At 61.3% G+C, this 19734-nt stretch carries 12 protein-coding genes; 3 read left to right on the top strand and 9 right to left on the bottom strand.

Going from position 1 to position 19734, the window contains the following annotated elements; all coding sequences use genetic code 11:
* Positions 1-67: 67 nt before the first annotated feature.
* The 4 genes from hrpB to C4S68_RS02820 all read right to left on the bottom strand — a co-directional run bounded on the left by hrpB (position 68) and on the right by C4S68_RS02820 (position 7472).
* Positions 68-2443, bottom strand: a complete 2376-nt coding sequence (gene hrpB / locus C4S68_RS02805) for an ATP-dependent helicase HrpB (protein WP_103931480.1) — start codon at positions 2441-2443, stop codon at positions 68-70.
* A complete protein-coding gene (locus tag C4S68_RS02810; RefSeq protein ID WP_235011300.1) occupies positions 2397-3506 on the bottom strand; it encodes a trans-sulfuration enzyme family protein in 1110 nt (369 codons plus the stop codon). The genes hrpB and C4S68_RS02810 overlap by 47 nt, the downstream gene beginning before the upstream one ends.
* Positions 3503-4684, bottom strand: coding sequence for a trans-sulfuration enzyme family protein (locus tag C4S68_RS02815; protein WP_103931481.1), 1182 nt, complete (start codon positions 4682-4684; stop codon positions 3503-3505). Before C4S68_RS02815 ends, C4S68_RS02810 begins: the two co-directional genes overlap by 4 nt.
* Positions 4685-4805: 121 nt before the next feature.
* Complete coding sequence (locus tag C4S68_RS02820; protein WP_235011301.1) at positions 4806-7472, bottom strand: glycoside hydrolase family 2 protein; 2667 nt, start codon at positions 7470-7472, stop codon at positions 4806-4808.
* A gap of 181 nt (positions 7473-7653) precedes the next feature.
* Here C4S68_RS02820 and C4S68_RS02825 point away from each other — a divergent pair, with 181 nt between their 5' ends.
* From C4S68_RS02825 to C4S68_RS02835, 3 genes are all read left to right on the top strand, one after another.
* Entirely contained in the window at positions 7654-8976 is a 1323-nt protein-coding gene (locus C4S68_RS02825; RefSeq protein WP_103931482.1) for a Gfo/Idh/MocA family protein, read from the top strand.
* A 258-nt stretch (positions 8977-9234) separates the two neighbouring features.
* Positions 9235-12732 (top strand): outer membrane beta-barrel protein, encoded by a 3498-nt coding sequence (locus tag C4S68_RS02830; RefSeq protein WP_103932145.1) that lies wholly within the window; start codon positions 9235-9237, stop codon positions 12730-12732.
* A 119-nt stretch (positions 12733-12851) separates the two neighbouring features.
* Positions 12852-13781: a sugar phosphate isomerase/epimerase family protein gene (locus C4S68_RS02835; RefSeq protein ID WP_235011302.1), complete on the top strand. Its 930-nt coding sequence runs from the start codon at positions 12852-12854 to the stop codon at positions 13779-13781.
* A 60-nt stretch (positions 13782-13841) separates the two neighbouring features.
* Here C4S68_RS02835 and iolG read toward each other — a convergent pair whose 3' ends face one another.
* Genes iolG through iolC form a run of 5 tightly spaced genes read right to left on the bottom strand, consistent with a single transcriptional unit; the run spans position 13842 to position 19704 of the window.
* Positions 13842-14867: an inositol 2-dehydrogenase gene (gene iolG / locus C4S68_RS02840; protein ID WP_103931484.1), complete on the bottom strand. Its 1026-nt coding sequence runs from the start codon at positions 14865-14867 to the stop codon at positions 13842-13844.
* Positions 14868-14905: 38 nt separating this feature from the next.
* A complete protein-coding gene (locus C4S68_RS02845; protein ID WP_103931485.1) occupies positions 14906-15841 on the bottom strand; it encodes a TIM barrel protein in 936 nt (311 codons plus the stop codon).
* Between the two features lie 25 nt (positions 15842-15866).
* Positions 15867-17741, bottom strand: coding sequence for a 3D-(3,5/4)-trihydroxycyclohexane-1,2-dione acylhydrolase (decyclizing) (gene iolD, locus C4S68_RS02850; protein WP_103931486.1), 1875 nt, complete (start codon positions 17739-17741; stop codon positions 15867-15869).
* Entirely contained in the window at positions 17738-18754 is a 1017-nt protein-coding gene (locus tag C4S68_RS02855) for a Cgl0159 family (beta/alpha)8-fold protein (RefSeq protein WP_103931487.1), read from the bottom strand. Before C4S68_RS02855 ends, iolD begins: the two co-directional genes overlap by 4 nt.
* Positions 18751-19704 (bottom strand): 5-dehydro-2-deoxygluconokinase, encoded by a 954-nt coding sequence (iolC, locus tag C4S68_RS02860; protein WP_103931488.1) that lies wholly within the window; start codon positions 19702-19704, stop codon positions 18751-18753. Before iolC ends, C4S68_RS02855 begins: the two co-directional genes overlap by 4 nt.
* Between the last annotated feature and the right edge of the window lie 30 nt (positions 19705-19734).

Genomic DNA, 19734 nt, shown 5'->3' on the forward strand with positions numbered 1-19734 from the left:
GCGAAGCTACGCGCCATTCTATCCGCACCAGGGACCAGGTGACACCTTCGCGGGTATCTGCCGTCGCCTAGCGCGGATCTTCCGGCCACTTGTGCCTCGGATAGCGGCGCATCAGCTCCCGGCGCACGGCGGGGTACAGTCTCTCCCAGAAGCCTGCGAGGTCGCTGGTGGTCTGCACCGCGCGCATGTTGGGAGCGAGCAGATGCAGAACCACGGGGACGTGGTCCGGACCGATACGCGGGGTCTCGGCCATGCCGAAGAAGTCCTGCAGCCGCGATGAGATCCATGGGGGCTTTCCGCGCTCATAATGGACCTTCGCTTGCTTCCCACCCTGAAGCCGAAGTGCTGCAGGCGCGAGCTCGTTCAGCCTGTTTCCAGCGCGCTGTTCCAGCAATGGCAGAAGGCTTGATGCTGTGAGGTTTCTGAGCTCCGCAAAGCTGCGGAGGTCGTCACAGAGCTCTCGCAGCACGGTTTCGAGGCTGGCGGCTGCAAGTCCTGCAAATTCTATCCGCGCCATGAGCTGATCCACCGCTTCGGCGTCTGCGAAACGTGCGATACCAGCTTCAAGGGCCTTGTCGGCAAGCAGAGTGGCCGCGGCTTCGCGGTCGGTCGGAACTCCTCGCGATTCCGAAAGAACGAGCTGGTCGTACCACAAGGCGCTCACTTCTTCGACGCGCTCTCCGGTGCGGTGCCAGGCGAGTTCCTTCGTTTCGCGCAAGGCATCGGGGAAAAGATCAAGCAGCCACTCGGGTTCGACGCGGCTGAAGATCCGCACCAGCGGAAGGGGTTTGTCCTTGCGGTCCTCAGCATCCAACGCGAGGAGAAACTCGTACTGCGGAGGTTCGCTCGATAGCTCTGCGGATGTGCCGTTGGCGAGCAGCAGTTGCTTGCCGCTACGCATGCGCGCGACACGATCCGGGAACCCTGCCAGGAGTGACTGCAGCAGAGCGTCGTCATCATGCTCTGCCACACGCGGAGCCTTGCTGACGCGGAGGAGTTGTGCGAGCTGCTGCTGAAATCGCGGCTCCGAAGGCGGATGATCCACGGATCGGAGCAGGTCCGATGACTCAGAGCGTGTGCTCAACAGCGCGACCGCAACACAAGCATTGTGCGGTACCTTGCGATGCTGGCCTTCGACAAGGACCCGGGCGAGTCGTGGGGGAAGCGGATAGCGTGCGATCTCTGCGGCTTGCTGGCCGGTCGCTCCCATACGATCCAGCAACGCCGCGGCTGCCTCCATCGCGACTTGCGGTGGATGATCGAGCCATTCAAGCTGCTGCATGTGGGCGATGCCAAGCACGCGCAGCGCGAGGGCGAGCTGCGAGAGATCCGCTCGCAGGATCTCAGGCAGGTCGTGTGCGGCGCGTTGGCGAAGGTCTTCTTCGGGATAGAGGCGCAGCACGACGCCGGGGCCTGTGCGACCGGCGCGGCCCGCGCGTTGTCTTGCAGAGGCCTGGCTGATGCGCGCTACTTCCAACGTGGGCAGTCCTGTCCATGGAGACACGGTGGCGATCCGGGCCAGCCCTGAGTCGATGACCGTGGTGACGCCGTCGATGGTGATGGAGGACTCGGCCACGTTGGTTGCGAGGATGACCTTGCGCTTCGTACTTGGCGCGACGGCGCGATCCTGCTCGACAGGCGTGAGGTCTCCGTGCAGTGGCAGAAGTTCGAGGTCGAAGCGGCGCGCGATGGGGTCGCACGTGGTGTTTGCACGTCGAATCTCTGCGGCTCCGGGGAGGAAGACGAGGGTGTGCCCGGTCGATGTTCTTGCGGCCTGATCGACGGCGCTGGCGATCTGTTGTTCGAGTGGCGCGGGTGAGTACGGGAGATGCTCGATGGCAAGTGGGAAGATGCGGCCTTCCGAACGCAGCACGGGAGCATCGCCGAGAAAGTGTGCAATCGGTGCTGTGTCCAGCGTCGCGGACATGACGAGCAGCTTCAGATCAGGGCGGGTTGTTTGTTGCAGGCGCCGCAACAGTGCCAAGGCGAGGTCGGTGTCGAGATGCCGCTCGTGGAATTCGTCGAGGATGACGAGCGAGACGCCGCGAAGCTCGCGATCGGTGAGCAGCCGACGCGTTAGCACACCCTCGGTAAGGAAGCGCAGCCGCGTGCGTGGGCCGCTTACGTTCTCGAAGCGCACCTGGTAGCCGACGGTTTCGCCGGGCTCTTCGTGGAGTTCATACGCGACGCGGCGGGCGGCGAGGCGCGCGGCGATGCGGCGCGGTTCGAGCACAAGGATCTCGCCATCGACATGAGGAAGCAGTGCGGGAGGGACACGGGTCGTCTTGCCAGCACCGGGAGCGGCCTCAAGCACGACGTTCGGAGAACGTGCGATCGCGACGACGATCTCATCGAGCAGCGCGTCGATGGGAAGAGAGGGCCTGCGGCTCACGGTCTTATCCGAGCAGGGCGAGTTGTTCGGCCAGGTCCGCGAGGAGGTCATCAATGTCCTCGATGCCGACGGAGATTCGCAGGAGATCGCGCGGAATCTCTCGCGTCTTCATCTGCTCGGGAGGGACGCTCGCATGCGACATCGTTGCAGGAAGGCTGATGCCAGAGGTCACGCTGCCGAAGCTTACGGCGATCTTGAACAGCTTGAGCGCTTCGGCAAATTGCTTGGCACGCTCGAAGCTGCCAAGCCTTGCCGTGACGAGAGCGCCGAAGCCTGGATAGCCGACGCTTGCCACCGCAGGTTGAGTTCGCAGGTATTCTGCGACGGCGATCGCATTCTTCTGCTGTGCGTCCATGCGCAGCTTCAGCGTCTTGAGGCCGCGGAGCAGGAGGAAGCACTCGAAGGGCGCGAGCGCATTGCCTTCGGCGTTCTGCAGGAAGTAGATGCGCTTGGCGAGCTCCGCATCCTTGACGACCACAATGCCGGCGGTCACATCGCTGTGGCCGCTGAGGTACTTGGTCGCCGAGTGAATGACGATGTCCACGCCAAGCTCGAGCGGCCGCTGCAGGTAGGGCGTCATCGCGCTCGAATCAACCGCAACGAGGAGGCCGCGCTCATGGGCGAGTTGGGCGACGGCACGCAGGTCGAGCACGCGCAGCAGGGGATTGGTCGGCGACTCGATATAGACGAGCTTCGTTGCGGGTGTGATCGCTGCGCGAAAGCGGTCAAGGTCAAGCGCATCGGAGATGTTGAGACGCACACCGGCGCGATCCAGGACGCGTCCGAAGAGACGTGCCGCCCCACCGTAGAGGTCCCAATCGGCGAGGATCTCATCTCCTGCACTGAGCAGCCGGCAGACGCAGGTGATGGCCGCCATGCCGCTGGCGAAGGCGAAGCCATGGGTGCCGCTCTCAAGCGCGGCGATGTGATCCTCAAGCACCTTGCGCGTGGGGTTGCCGCTGCGCGAGTACTCGAAGCGGCCCCCGACATCAACGTGGTCCTGCTCGAACGTAGCTGTCTGGTAGATTGGCGTGACGTTGGGCTGGTTGGGATCATCCGGCGCAACATCGTAGTGAACCAGATGGGTGCCGAAGCCCATGGAGTTCGACTTCACTTCGAGCTCCCGATAGTGGCGGCGAAGGCCTGTTCAAAGTCCGCGATGAGGTCCTTCGGCGCTTCGAGACCGACAGAGAGGCGGATGAGGCGGTCGCTGATACCGAGAGCTTCCCGCTGCTCGCGCGTGAGGTCGCAGTGCGAGGCCGTGGCCGGGTTGGTGGCGAGTGTCTCCACACTGCCAAGGCTTTCGGCGCAGGTGCAAAGCTTCAGGGCATCCATGAAGTGCAGCGAGTCCTCAGTGCTGGCATCGAGTTCGAAGGAAAGCATGCCGCCGAAGCCAAGCTGCTGCTTTTCGGCAAGCTTCTTCTGCGGGAACGAGTCGAGGCCGGGGTAGTTCACCTTCACGACGCGTGGATGATCTTCTAGCCACTTGGCTACGATGCCAGCGTGCTTCTGATGGGCTTCGAGGCGGATCGGCAGGGTCTTCATGCCCTGCAGGGCGAGCCACGAGTCGAACGGTGTCTGGATGCTGCCGATGGTCTTGCGCACCAGTCGCAGGCGCTCGGTGAGCGTCTCGTCGTGCGTGGCCAGCGAGCCGCCGATGGTGGCGTTGTGGCCATCGATGTACTTGGTGGTCGACATCATCGCAACGTCCGCGCCCAGGTCGAGCACGTTCTGCAGCAGCGGCGTCAGGAAGGTGTTGTCCACGGCGACGAGGATGTTGCCCTTGGCCTGGGCGAGCTCGCAGATGGCCTTGATGTCGGAGATCTTCAGCGTCGGGTTCGCCGGGGTCTCGAGGAAGATGAGCCGCGTGTTCGGCTTCAGCGCTGCTTCTACGCCTTCCGCACTCGAGGTGTCGGCGTAGTCATACTCGATGCCGAAGTGGCGAAGCACCTGGTAGAAGAGGCGCATCGTGCCACCGTAGATCACGTCGGAGAGGATGACGTGATCGCCGGCGCTGAGCACGGCCATACAGAGGGTGTGGATCGCGCTCATGCCGGAGCGGAAGCACAGCGCGTGCTTGGTGCCCTCGATGGCCGCGATGGCCTGTTCCAGCGCGTTGACCGTAGGGTTCGCGCCACGCGAATAGCCATAGCCCTTGGTGACGCCGACGCTCTCGTGGATGTAGGTTGCGGTCTGGTGAATCGGGAAAAGGATCGAGTTCGACTGCTTTTCGTAGCTCCGGTTGGAGTGAATGACGAGCGTCGAAGGGGCGAAATCTGGCCGATCGGACATCCGGCTCTCCTTGCAAAAGGGTGACCTGCGGCATACGACGGGGCCGAGGTATCGGCCGTCATCGCGTGCTGCGCTGGGTCTGTCTTGAGGATACTCTCTTGAGGCTGTTCGGGGCGTATCCCTACTTTGCAGGCGCTGCCATGGGTAGTCCGGTCTCGGGCGTGTGCTGTGGGTCGGCATCGAGATTGGGCCGAACCTCGCCAGCGCTGAAGGAGGTTCGGGGAACGGTCACGTTCCAGCCATCGATCATGTACAGCGGCCTGGTTCCGTGCAACAGGGAGGGATCTGCATCGATGGAGATGGTGCGAGTCTCTCCCGGCAGGAGTGTGATGTAGTTCTCCGCGGCGAAGGCCGGCAGCACGCGCTTGTTGTCGTCCAGCCTGCGCAGCTGTACATGGACCATCAGGGCGATCCCGGGGCCGGGGTTGGACAGTGTCAGCCCGAGTTTGCCGCTACGGATCTCCGGAACTGCGGTAAGGCTTGCCTTGGGCATAGAGTTCAGCCCTTCCAGCTCGTCGGGATTCTTGACGCCCCTCCAGTAGGTGTTCTCGGAGAGTCGCTCTCCTTCGTGCGAGATGAGCTGGAGGCGAAGCACGACTACCGGAGAAGTGGTTGGTGGCGACTTCAGCTCGCCGAGATCCGCCACGGAAGATCCGTTGGCTGCGACATCGAAGCTGCGCTCGTCGAGCTTCTCCCCGCCGGCGGTGTAGAACGTGGCGGTTGCTTTGGCATCAGTCAGGAGGGCAGGCAGGTTATTGATGACGGCGAGGTGATCGTTGTCCTCATCCCACTGGATATGTACCGGCTCGGATGCCTTCTGCACGGCGTAGAGCGATGAGTTGGCCTCGAGGTCGTAGTGATAGAGCTGCCAGACGAAGCTGGGCTGCGCCGGGTTGCTCATCCACGTGATGACGCCGGTCTCGGGCGCGAACATCTTCGCGTTGCGGCCTTCGTACATCGCGCGATAGGCTTCGTAGTTTGCCAGCTGTCCCTTGCGTACAAAGTCTGCGAGGTTGCGGATCGGGCCGTAGCGCTTCGCGAGCTCGATGGGGTAGAGGTTGCCACGCTGGGCGCCTCGGGCGAGGTCATGCTCGGCCCAGTCGTCGTTGATGGTCTCCCAGTCCTTCTCGGGCATCATGCCGTGTACGGACTCGAGCGTAGGGATCGAGACGCTGCCGGTCTCCGTCTTGAAGGCTTCGTTATAGGCGTAGAAGGCCCTGGGCTCTCTCCAGTAATAGGGGCCGCTGGAGTGCACTCCGCGGCCTTCCGTAGAACTGGGTTGGTAGAGGCGCGTCGGTTCGAGCTCGGTCATGAGGTTGCGAATTCCGGCGTCGATGGCAGGCGGCGGATAACCTTCGTTGCGTGCGCACCAAAGTGCGATGGACGGATGATTGCGATAACGCAGGATCTTGTCCCGCACGTTTGCGAGATATGAGTCGACGTCGTCGGGGTTGGGACCATCGCTGGGGTTGGGTTGGAAGAACTCGTCCCACAACAGGATGCCGTACTGGTCGCATAGCTCGTAGAAATCTTCGCTGGTGCTTTGTCCCACCCAGTTGCGGATCATGTTCATGCGCGCCAGCGCATGCATGTGGATCTTGGCATCAAGCCGGGTGCGCGTATCGCGCTTCAGTGCTTCGTCGAAGCCCCAGTTTCCGCCGCGGATGAAGACGCGCACACCGTTTACAGCGATCGTCAGGTTGGGCGAATCGGGCACGCTGTAGGTGATCTTGCGGATACCGAAGGGGACTGTCAGCTGGTCAGAAACCACGCCGTGCGAGCGAAAGACCAGCCGGAGGTGGTACATATTCTGCGGGCCGTAGCCGTTCGGCCACCACAGCCGTGGGTTGGCGATGTGCAGCGCATCGATCTGTGCGCTCGTGAGCAAGACCGTCTTGCTGGACTCCGCGGCGATCTGGACCGGGACGGTGAAGTGCACGCCCTCGAAGCTGCCTTCCAGCACGCCGGATTGCGGTGTTTGCGAGACGTTGTGGAGGGTAGCCTTCACCGCAACTTCGGCGGTGTCGGTCCGGGGCAGGGGAAGGTCGGTAGTGACGAGTGGGTCCACTACCTCCACGGGACCGGATGAGGAGAGCGTCACCTTCTGCCAGATGCCCGTGTCTCGATCGCGAATCCCTGGAATCCAATCCCAACCAATGGTGGCGAGGAACGTCGGGCCATCGCTTGCCGTGATCCCTCCATTCTTGCCGACTCCGTTTGCGATGGTGTGCTCGATCGGGTCGCCGGGATGCGGTTCAGGAGCGACGAGAATCGCAATGGTTGCGATTGAGCCTGGGGCGACTACATTGGTCACGTCGAAGTGACCGCGGCGGAAGGCCCCAAGTGTCGATCCAACCTGCTTGCCATTCACCCAGATGCCCGAGCTGTAGTTGATGCCGTCAAAGTTGAGCCAGACATGCCTATGCGCGTAGCTGGCGGGTACGCGGACAGTGGTGCGGTACCACCAGGAAGTGCGAGCCAGCGACTCCGGGATGACGTCGGGCCGGTTGTTCTCGCCGAACATCGGGTCCGGGTAGACGCCATCGCGGACGAGGTTGGCCAGCACCGTCCCCGGGACGATCGCGGCGTGCCAGGAGCTCGCGTCGAAGCCCGCCCGTGACACCGCAGCTCCGGTGGCGGTAACCTTCGCTGCATCTTCGAGCTTCCATCCGGCGCTCACTTCCATCGCGCCGGATGTCTGCGCAACGGCATTTCCAGCAAATCCAAGGGTCAACGAAGCGAAGAGAAGCACGAGGATGCGGCGCGGCGACACGGGGAAGGTCAACATGGCTCTGCGCGCCATCCTAGCAGCGTCTGGGACGATTCGCTCGCGCTTGCTGCATCGGGCTGTGTAGAATGCCGTCGCGGATCGAAGCACGCCAATCTCCCCCACAAGGGTCCAGCGAGACCACCGGCGCGGGCGATGTGTTGGTGGGATTTAATAGCGAGATGCAACAAAGGAGGCAGTGATGGTGAGTCGGCGGAGTTTTCTGCAGACGATGGCAGCGGGCACGGCGGGGGCAGCTCTTGGCACCTCAGCCCGCAGCTATGCGCAGATTATGGGAAGTAACGAGCGGGTGAACTTCGCGGTTATCGGCCTCAACAGTCGAGCCTACGCGCACCTGTCCTCGCTCAAAGCGAACCAGGCCAACTCGCGTGTGGCCTATGTCTGCGACGTGGAGAGCAACATCCTCGCGAAGTATGCCGGGGCTGCGGAGAAGAACCTCGGCTATGCTCCGAAGACCGAGAAGGACTTCCGCAAAGTGCTCGCAAGCAAGGACGTAGACGCGATCACCATTGCGACGCCGGATCACTGGCACGCACCGATGGCGATCGCCGGGGTGCAGGCAGGCAAGCATGTGTACGTTGAGAAGCCCTGCAGCCATAACCCCGCTGAGGGAGCGATGCTGGTGGCTGCGCAGAAGAAGACCGGCAAGCTGGTGCAGCAGGGATCGCAGCAACGTTCGTCTCCGCATACCATCGAAATCGTTGAGAAGATTCATGGCGGCTCCATCGGCCGCGCGTATTATGCCAAGGCCTGGTACAGCAATGTTCGCAAGTCCATTGGCTACGGCAAGCCTGCTCCCGTCCCGGCGACGCTCGATTGGGACCTTTGGCAGGGGCCCGCGCCGCGCCAGGAGTACAAGGACAACGTGCAGCCCTATAACTGGCACTGGTTCCGCACCTGGGGCACGGGCGAGACGCTGAACAATGGCACGCACGAGGTGGATGTCTGCCGCTGGGCGCTTGGGGTGGACTTCCCGAAGAAGGTGACGGCCAACGGCGGCCGCTATCACTTCAAAGACGACTGGCAGTTCTACGACACCCTCGTAACCAGCTTCGCGTATGACGACAAGATGATCGACTGGGAGTGCAAGTGCTGCCAGGGGATGAAGTTCTACGGCCGCGATCGTGGCTCGGCCATCATGGGAACGGAGGGGACTGTCGTCGTCGATCGCGATGGTTACGAGATCTACGATCTCAACGGCAGGAAGACCAGTGAGTTCATCGCAAAGAGGGACAAGACGTCGTCGCAGGACACCATCGGCGCCGACTCGATGACGGACCTGCACTTTGCGAATCTCATCGCGGGCATTCGCACCGGAGAAGCTCTGCACGCACCGGTGAGCATCGGCTACGTCGCGGTCACCATGCTGCAGCTGTCAAACATCGCGTGGGAGGTGGGACGTGAACTCCACCTCGACTCTACCGATGGAAAGATCCTCAATGACTCCGAAGCGATGAAGGGCTGGGGACGCGAGTACGAGAAGGGCTGGGCGCCTCACGTCTAGGCCTGGCTTGCAGAATCATGCACTGAGAAGGGCATCGGGTGAACTCCGGAAGGAGGGGCTCGATGCCCTTTTCGTTATCGGTGACGCGACATATTCGGTCTTCCCACTAAATGCCTTGACACCCATAAATTTGCTTTGCTAGTGTGCTCGCCGATTTCAAAAGGTCTGGAACGATGTCGTGTGTCCAGACCCGTCTGACCGATTTGTTGCAGGTGCAAACGAAGTCAGGCGTATTGGTTGTCGCTTATCGGAGGCTTCATGCACGTGCTTCGCAAACTGGCAGGCATCGTCCTCGCTATCGTTCTCTTCGCTGTACCGGTACAGATTCTGGCGCAGGCCGTCAGCGGCACGATCGTCGGTACCGTTACAGACCCCACGGGCGCAGCTCTCGCCAACGCTCAGATCTCCATCACGCGAGTTGGTCAGGACACGGTCTACAACACCGTGACCAACGAAAGCGGAAACTTCACCCAGCCGACACTTCCTTCCGGCGTGTACACGGTGACGATCGTCGCCAGCGGCTTCAAGAAGGAATCGCGTGAGAACATCACCGTCGACACGAACGTGACGACACGCGTCGACGTTGGCATGGTCACCGGCAGTGTGACCGAAACGGTGACTGTGACGGAAGCACCGCCGCAGCTGCAGACGGACCGCGCGGACATCTCCGCCACCATTGAGGCAAAGCAGATCGCCGACCTGCCGCTTTCGAGCGGTAACAGCTTCCAGTCGCTCCTGAACACGGTCCCGGGCATGGCCCCGGTCGTGTTCAACAACTCGCAGTTCTTCAACGCGAATAACGATCTGTCGACCAACGCAAATGGCCAGTCGTCGTATGTGAACCTGTACCAGATCGAAGGCATCGACGACGATCAGCGCACGGGCATCCACATCATCCTGGTGCCGCCGGCCGCTGCCATCCAGAACGTCGACATTACGACGAATAACTTTGAAGCCGAGTTTGGCCGCGCTGTCGGTACCGTCGTCAACGTCACATTGAAGTCCGGTACAAATCAGTTCCACGGCTCCGTCTTCCAGCAGATGGAGAACAACGGCGTCAATGCCCGCAACTACTTTGCGACGGGCCCCAACGGCCGCCTCGTCTACAACTACACCGGGGCTTCCTTCGGCGGTCCGATCCTGAAGAACAAGCTGTTCATCTTCGGCGACATCCTCCGTGTCTCCGACCACGAAGAGTCCACCCAGACAGCGACGATTCCGTACTACAACGTCGTCAACAACGCGATCGACCTGAGCGCGTATTCGGGGCAGGTGTATGACCCCAATACCGGCGACACGGTCGACTGTTCCGGCAGCGCAACGACTAGCGCCTGCGGCACCGGCCGCACCGCATTTACGAACAACCAGATCCCGCTCACGAACTCCGGTATCAGCCAGACGGCGCTGACCGTGTTGAAGGACCTCGACACGATCGCACGCAATCCGGCGATGAACCTCGCTTCGTCGAAGTATCTGGCTGCCGCCACGTCAAACAACTTCTCGCAGAACTCACCCTTCCACAAGGACGTGTGGAGCTACGACATCAAGGCGGACTACAACATCTCCCCGAAGGATCATCTCAGCGGGCGCTTCAGTCACCAGCTGATCAATACCTACCAGGCGCCTCTGTTCGGCAACTTCCTGGGCGGACCTGCCAGCAGTGGATTTGAAGCGACCGGTACGGCAACGGCATACAGCGCCGGCGGCAACTACGACCACACGTTCTCGCCGACGCTGCTGACCGAAGTGCGGCTCGGTGTGGCGCACCTCCGCAACTCTGCGACCCAAAGCGACTATGGTGCAAACGATGCGCGGACTCTAGGAATTCCTGGCAACGGACCGAACGGCACGAATAACACCGCTACTACCAGCGGTCAGGTCGCGTTCTCGGTCAATAACTTTACGTCGCCGCTCATCGGCTATTCGGCGTCGCTTCCGTGGCTCCGCGCCGAGTCGAACATCGACCTGGCAAACAACTGGACCAAGATTCTCGGCAACCATACTCTCAAGGCTGGTGTGGACGTTCGCCGCGTTCGTGACGATCTCCTGCAGGGCAACAACAATGCGGCTGCGGGCCAGTTCTACTTCAACGAGAATTCGACGTCGGCTCCAAACGCGGCCAAGTATGGTCCGGCCGGTTCGACCGCAACTGCGACCGGGCAGGCAAACGACGTCGCCAGCGTACTGTTCGACGTGCCGTATCAGGTCGGTCAGGACACCAACAGCACCTTCCCCGCTTATCGTCAGACGTGGCTGTTCTTCTTCGTATCAGACAAGTGGCAGGCGACCCCGAAGTTGACCCTCGACTTTGGGCTTCGCTGGGAGCTCTATCCTCCGGCAACTCCGCGTAAGCCGGGTGGTTTCGTAAACTACAACCCCACGACCAATAATCTTGTTCTCGCCGGGCTGGATGGCAATCCCTCCAACCTCGGTATGGCCACGGATTACCGTAACTTCGCTCCGCGTGTTGGCGCCTCCTATCGCGTTACCGAGAACACGGTGGTGCGTGCGGGCTACGGCATCAGCTATGTGCCGTTCGTCGATAACTCCTACGCGTACAACTATCCGATCAAGACGAGCAGCTACTACAACAATGTCCCGACCTATGGCGCTGCGCTAAACCCGACTGGGGGCCTGGTGAACTTTGTGACCGGCATCCCTGCCACCTCAACTGCGCAGTTTGGATCGAATGGCCAGCTCTACGAGACCGCAGCGAATGGCACGATCGGCCTCGCAGCGCTTTATATCCCGTTGAACTTCAGGAACGCGTACGTATCGTCGTGGAATGCTGCGGTCCAACAGGCGTTGGGATCGGCTACCTCGCTGCAAATCGCCTACGTGGCAAATCACGGAACGCGGATTGACGTCGCCCAGAACATCAACCAGCCTCAGATTTACGGACAGAGCGGAGCGTATGACCCCTCCTTCCTCGCCTTCGGCAAATCAGCTGCGGTAACGCAGTACTTCATGGGCTTCTCGACCAACTATGAGTCGCTTCAGGTGCAGCTGACCCGCCGCTTCACGCATGGGCTTTCCTTCAGCTCCGCATTTACGTGGGGCAAAGCCCAGAATTACCAGACTGGAGCTCAGGACGGAAACGTGCTGTTCTGGGCAGGCCCGATGCGTCGCAACTACGCGGTCGCGGACTTTGACCGCACAAAGAACTTCGAGCAGACAGTTACCTACGAATTGCCTGCGGGACACGGTCATCGGTTCTTCAACTCTGGGTTCAGCCAGTACGTGCTGGGCGGGTGGCGCACCTCCGCGATCCTCTCGGGATTGTCGGGATTGCCCTTCACAATCTCCACATCCAGCGCGACCCCAGGCACAACGCAGACGGTGAACCAGATTGCGCCATATCACGTGCTGCACCAGACCACCGGTGGCGTCACGTCATCCTATCCGACATGGTTCGACCCGACAGCCTTTGCCGCGCCGGCGACCTGCACCGCCTACTCTTCCACGAACCCGGTAGCCTGCACGGTGGGCAACACGCAGCGTAACCAGTTCCGTGGTCCTGGCTACTTCTATGACAGCTTGTCGCTCTTCAAGAACTTTCCCTTGTTCCGGGAGTCCGTGCTTGAGGTTCGCGCCGATGCTTTCAATATGACCAATACCCCGGCCTTTGCAAACCCAAGCGGTTCGCTCGGCTCCAACCTTGGCAAGATTACCAGCACGCTTGGCTCAGGCGTTGGCAACGTCAACGGCGTCGGCGGTCCCCGTGTACTTCAGGCCGGCGTAAAGCTTACGTTCTAATCGATTCGATCAAAGGCGAGCCCGAGACGTCGATGCGTCTCGGGCTTTACCTTGTATATAAAGTCAAAACGGGGGTGGGAGATATGCATCTGAATCGTCGACAATTTGCGGGATCAATCGTGGGGACTGCTGCAGCTTGGGCCCTGCCAAAATCGGCATGGGCAGCTGCCGCTCCGTTTCACGTTGGCGTCATCTCCGACGAGATCTCGCAGGACTTCGATCATGCCTGCTACGTGATCTCGAAGCAGTTCGGCCTGCACTTTGTGGAACTCCGCGAGATGTGGGGCAAGAATCTCCAAACTTCGACTGACGCGGAGATTGCTGAAGCTCGCAAGATCCTCGCGAAGTATGAACTCACCGTGACGGATATTGGCAGCCCACTGTACAAGGTGAATTTTCCTGGTGCGCCGCATTCGCAGTATTCGTCCAAGGAGGATCTGCACGGAGCGGATGAAAAGAACTTCAAGCAGCAGGACGAGGTTCTGGAACGGTCGATCTCACTTGCCAAGCAGTTTGGCACGGACAAGGTCCGCTGCTTCGACTTCTGGCGCCTCGATGATCAGAAACCATTTCGTCCGGCGATCAACGATGTGCTGAGGCAGGCTGCGGAGAAGTCCGGCCAGCAGGGGATCACGCTTGTGTTGGAAAACGAGTATGCCTGCAACACCGCGACGGGGCGCGAGGCCGCAGCCACACTTGCCGGCGTCCCATCCAAACATCTTGCGCTGAACTGGGATCCGGGCAACGCCGTGATGCGAGGCGAGCTGGACGCATTCCCAGGGGGCTGGGACGCGATCCCGAAGAACCGCATCCATCACTGCCACGTGAAGAACGCGCAGAAGGATGCCAGCGGCAAGATGCAGTGGGCACCGGTGGATGTTGGCTATATCGATTGGACGGCGCAGTTCAAAGCGCTCAAGGCGATCGGTTATAAGAATGCGACGAACCTGGAAACGCATTGGAAGGACGGCAAGTCGCCAGAGTCATCGACCATCCGCAGCTGGGAAGGTATGAAGAAGTGCCTCGACGCAGCGGGTATCAACGTCTAGATGGAAAAGCGGCAGCGTGATGTAACGCCACGCTGCCGCTTGTTTCCGCCGATGGATCGACTAGACTGCCGCGACCTCTCTCAGCGCTACGGGGCGACGCTCTGCGAGTGAGAGCCGCGCAGCCATCGCCATGACGACCGGCATGCGACCATCAAGGCCGTTCACGGTCGTGGGGGTATCATCCCGAATGGCCTGCACGAAGCTGCCAAGTTCATTGGTGAAGCTCGCGGCGTAGCGATCCATGAAGAAGTTCAACGGCAGGTCGCGGTACACGTTGGTGGCGGAGCTTACGACGGCCTGGTTCGGATAGCAGTTCTCCGCAGAGATCTTACCCGCGGAGCCGAGCACCTCAACGCGCTGGTCGTAGCCGTAAACAGCCTTGCGGCTATTGTCGATGGTGCCGATCACTCCGTTGCGGAAGTGGAGCACAAGCAACGCTGTGTCGATGTCTCCAGCCTCACCAATGGCGGGATCCACGCGAACGCTACCGGCCGCATAGATGCTCTCCACTTCGTCGCCGATGAGGAAGCGCGCCATGTCGAAGTCGTGGATGGTCATATCGCGGAACATGCCGCCGGAGACCTTTACGTATTCAATCGGGGGGGGCGCGGGATCGCGGCTGATGATGTGCATGAGGCTGGGAGTGCCAATCTCTCCATTTGCCACAGCCGCGTGCACGCGCGCAAAGTTCGCATCGAAGCGGCGATTAAAGCCGATCTGCAGCTTTACACCGGCCTTCTCAACTGCGCCGAGGGCCCGGTCGATTTCGTTCAGCTCAAGAGCGATTGGCTTCTCGCAGAAGATATGCTTGCCCGCCAACGCAGCGTCGACGATGAGCTGGGCATGCGTGTCTGTCGAGGAGCAGACGAGGACGGCGTCGATCTCCGGATTGGCGAGCAACTCAGCGCTGGAGGCTGCCACGGTGGGAATACCGTAGAGTGCAGCGACCTCTTCAGCAGAAGCGCGATTCGCGTCTGTAATGGCCACAGCCCGCGCCTGCGGGAGCCGAAAGGCAATGGACTCGGCATGCACGCGGCCAATGCGGCCAGCGCCGATGATTCCGATATGTAGAGGGTCTTGCTTCAAAAGGGACCGATGCCTTTCACGTTGTGTTGCCTCAACATCTATAGAAGCGCGGATTCGACTTCGCGCAGGAAATTCAGGTTGCGAGCTGCACTATCCTTCGGTGCGCCCATGCCAGGCAGCACGTCCTGCTCCACGACGATGTAGCCGGAATACTCGCGGCTGCGAAGCCACTTGAGCAGTGCGCTGAAATCCACGATGCCTTTGCCGAGCTCGCAGAAGACTCCGTGCTGGAGGGAAGTAAAGTAGTCCCATTGCTCATTGCGGGAGCGGCTGGCGATAGACGCAGAGCAGTCTTTGGCGTGGACATACCACACGCGATCGGCGAAGCGGTCGAGGAACGAGATCATGTCCGCACCTTGCTCTCCCGCACCGAAGGCGAAGTGGCCCGTGTCGAAGACGAGGCCAAGCAACGCTGGATCAGCTCGCTCGAGCAGGCTGGCAATCTCGGCAGGCGTCTCGACGTATCCAGCGCAGTGATGATGGAAGACGGTGCGCAGGCCGGTCTCTTCCAACACAGCTTTCGCGACACGCTCTGCACCGAGAGCGAAGGTGGCCCACTCGGAGGAAGTGAGTCCCTGCGCTGGTGTGATGCGGCCGGCCAGCTTCGTACGCTCAGGCACACTGCCATTGTTGTCTGCGAGGACAAGATACGGTGCTGGCGTTGTCGCCACTGCTGCGAGTAACTTCGCGGTCTTCACTGCGTTGTCGATCCCGGACTGGTGCGAACTTTCGTCCTTCAAGGCAACTGGGACGAAGGCGCCCAGCATGGTGAGTTCACGCTTCACGAGTTCCACGCGAAGGGCGGCCGGATCAGACGGCATAAAGTTCCAGTCGCCGAGTTCTGTGCCCGTGTATCCGCAGGCCGCGAGTTCGTCGAGCATCTGCTGGTAGCCGATGGGCTTGGCGCTCTTTGCTTCTTGAAACTCCAGCATGCCCCACGAGCAGGGGGCATTGCCGATCAGGAACGGCTTCATCGGTTTTCTCTCGCCTCCAGCGGGGTTATTTGTTGCTATTGTTGAAGAAGTAGCGCTCGCGCTTGCGGGCGACTTCGTAGTTTGCGCGGGCTTGCTGCACGCCCGGCATGGTCGAGACTTCAGGTACGGCAACGTCCCACCAGGAGTCGTAGCTTGGTACGCCTCGTGTGCCTTCGGTCTCGATGACGACCACGCTCGTTCTGGGTGATGCTTTGGCAGCGAGCAATGCGTCTTTGAATTCGGCGATGGTGGCGACCTTCACGGAGTCGACCCCGAGGCTGCGAGCGTTGGCTGCGTAGTCAACGACAAAGTTGTCACCATCTAGTGCGCCGCTGTCGGTTCGCTTCTTCACGGTGGTGCCGAAGCCTTCCATACCGAGCGAGCGGCTGAGGCTTCCGATCGAGCCGAAGCCCTTGTTGTCCACGATCACAACGATGATCTTGATGCCTTCCTGTGCGGCGGTGACCAGCTCACTCGGCATCATCAGGTAGGTGGCATCGCCCACCCAGACGAAGACATCGCGGGTGGGATCAGCGAGCCTCGCGCCCATGCCGCCGGGAAGCTCATAACCCATGCAGGAGTAGCCGTACTCCATGTGGTAACTGTTGGGCGTGCGCGCGCGCCACAGCTTATGGAGATCGCCGGGCTGGCTGCCTGCGGCGGAGACGATCATGTCGCGATCTTCGGCAACATCCCATATCGCTCCGATGACCGCGCTCTGGGCTGGCTTGCCGTTGCTCTCGATGTACAGCAGGCGGGCATCTTCCTTGAGCCACTCCGCGATGAGTGCGGCATACTCTGCGGCGTATGTCGATTCGATCTTGAAGTTGCCGAGCCCTGCCGCGAGGCGCTCCAACCCTGCGCGTGCATCTGCAACGAGGGCGAGCGCGGACACTTTGTAGGCGTCGAACTCTGCGACGTTGAGGTTGATGAAGCGGACGTCGGGGTTCTGGAACGCGGTCATCGACGCGGTGGTGAAGTCCGAGTAGCGCGTGCCGATGCCGAGGATGACATCGGCGTTAGCAGCGACGCGATTGGCGGCGAGCGTTCCTGTCGCACCGATGGCGCCGAGGTTCTGCGGATGATCCCACGCTAGCGAACCCTTGCCTGCTTGCGTCTCGCTGACGGGGATTCCGGTCTGCGCAGCAAACTTCGCGAGCTGCTGCGCCGCCTCGCTCATCAGCACGCCGCCGCCCGCGATGATGAGGGGACGCTTTGCGCTACGCAGGACTTTAACTGCACGCTGCAGCGACACTGCGTCAGGTTCTGCACGGCGGATGATCCACACGCGGCGTTCGAACATCTCTTCCGGATAGTCGAAGGCTTCGGCTTGCACGTCCTGAGGAAGCGAGAGCGTGACAGCACCACAGTCCGCGGGCGAAGTCAGCACGCGCATTGCTTCGGGGAGCGCGGTGATGATCTGTTCAGGTCGCGTGATGCGGTCCCAGTAGCGGCTCACAGGCTTGAAGCAGTCGTTGACGCTGATGTCCTGCGTGAACGCTGACTCCAGCTGCTGCAGGACGGGCGCGACCTTGCGCGTCGCGAAGATGTCGCCGGGAAGTAACAGCACAGGCAGACGATTGATCGTCGCGAGCGCTGCGCCGGTGATCATATTCGTCGCGCCGGGGCCAATGGATGAGGTGCACGCGAACGCACGCATACGATTGCTGGCCTTGGCGAAGCCACTTGCAAGGTGAACGCCGGACTGCTCGTTCCGGATTGGGTAATAGCGGAAGTCCGGATTCTCCTGCAGTGCTTGTGCGATGCCCGCAACGTTGCCATGCCCGAAGATGCCAAGCATTCCGGCGAAGAATTGGTGTTGCTGGCCATCGCGCTCGACGTACTGGTTCTTCAAATAAGTGACCAGGGCCTGCGCCATCGTGAGACGTCGCGTGCTCATCGCGTGCCTCCCGGATAGAGCGTGTCGGGTGCTTCAAGAGGGGATGCGAAACCATCGAACGCGGCTTGCGCATCGAGCTTGTCATGGATGATGGCACTTGCTGCGCGCGCGATGATGCCGGGATCGCCGTTGCCAGGGAAGAGCACGTTGCGGCCCACCATTGCGCCGCGTACGTTATAGCCTGAATCCATCGCGGTGCGGAGCTGCTCGAGGAAGGGCTTGGGATTGCCAGCGGACTCACCGCCAAGCAGCACGATGGGCAACGTCGTCGAGCGCGCGACCGTGGCGAAGTCTTCCGTGTACGGAAGTTTCAGCCAGAGGTTGCGGCTTGAGTCTCCGAGTGCGCTGGACACGCCCGCGAGTCGCGCCACGGCCTCGGCCGTCTTCGTGACCGGATAGCCCTTGTCGGTCTTTGCGACAGGAAGTGGTTCGAGGAACATGGGCAGGTCGAGTGCGTTGCAGGCGGTGATGGCTTCGGCGCAGGCCATCATGGTCTTCAGTGAGGCGGGCTCGTTGATGTCCACGCGCAGCAGGGTCTTCGCACCGTCGAGGTTCCATTGAGCGCAGGTCGCGGGGGACGGGCCAGTCATGGGATCGTCGAGTTCCCATGCTGCGCCTGCGAGGCCTCCGCGATTGAGGCTCGCGATGAGCACCTTGTTCTCGAGGAGGGGGGTGAGGTCCTGCTCGGCGCGAAGTGCGTCCACCAGCAGCAGGTCTTCGAGAATGTCCATCGACGCCATCACGCCATCGACGCCATCGCTGACCAGTACACGAAGAATGCGCGCCAGGTAGTCGCGTCGATCGGCCATGCCCAGAAGGTTGGTTCCCACGTTCGACACAAAGCGTGCAGGGTGATCCGCAGCGATGATGTTGAGGCGGCCATCAAGGGTAAGCTTGTCGCGCCGCTTGCGGTGTTGCGCTGCATTCAGTGCAAGCGAAGGCCGCTCCACACGAGCATCAATGATCGCGTGCAGGAGTGCGTCGGGAAAGAAGGTTGCGCTCGAGAAGCTCATGCAGGTACGGGGATCGCTTTCTGCTCGCGGATCATCGTCTCGACCTCGGCGAGCGTGGGCATGGCTTCGGAACATGGCACGCGGCTGACGACGATGGCTGCCGCGGCGTTGCCGTAGTGCAGGCAGTCGGTCAGCGACTTGCCATTGGTGTAGGCATAGAGGAAGCCCGAAGCGAAGCCATCGCCGGCGCCTATGGTGGTCGCCACCTGCACACGATACGGCGGCAGATACGTGGCGCCATCTTTGGTGAGGATGCGAGTGCCTTCGTCTCCGAGCTTGGAGACGAGGACAGGGACACCGATCTTCTGGATCTTCGCGATAGCCTGATCGAGGTCATCGACGCCAGCAGAGAGCTTGAGTTCGCCCTGGTTGCCGATGAGGACGTCTACGTAGGGAAGCGCGAGGCGTATCGCGAGTCCGGCCTCTGCGGGACTGCGCCAGGACATGGAGCGGAAGTCGACGTCGAGGACGACGGTGACGCCTGCGGCCTTCGCTGCCTCCATCGCGCGATACGCGCTCTCGCGTGAGGGCGAAGCGCACAACGCAGTGCCGTTGAAGACGAACATCTTTCCACTGCCTGCGAAGCGAAGGTCATCATCGGTCGCGTCGAGTCGTGTATCGACGGCATCATGACGATAGAAGACCTGCGGGAAGCTGTCGGGTGGTGTGACTTCAGTGAGGCAGAGCGACGGCAGATAGCCCGGGGCAGTCTGCACGTGCGAGATGTCCACACCCTCGGCCAAGAGGAAGTCCTTGAGGAAGCCGCTCAGCGCATCGTTGCCGAGGCAGCTGATCATGCCCACCTTTGCGCCGAGACGTGACAGGCCCACGGCCATGTTCGCGCTCGAGCCGCCAAGGTAGCGCGAGAACGTACGGACCTGTGGCAGCGGCACGTTGAACTGATCCGAGTACAGGTCATAGCCGATGCGGCCAAGAATGACGACGTCCATCAACGGACTCCTTGCTTCGTAGCAGATACT

This window comes from Bryocella elongata, assembly GCF_900108185.1.
GTDB classification, from domain to species: Bacteria; Acidobacteriota; Terriglobia; order Terriglobales; family Acidobacteriaceae; genus Granulicella; species Granulicella elongata.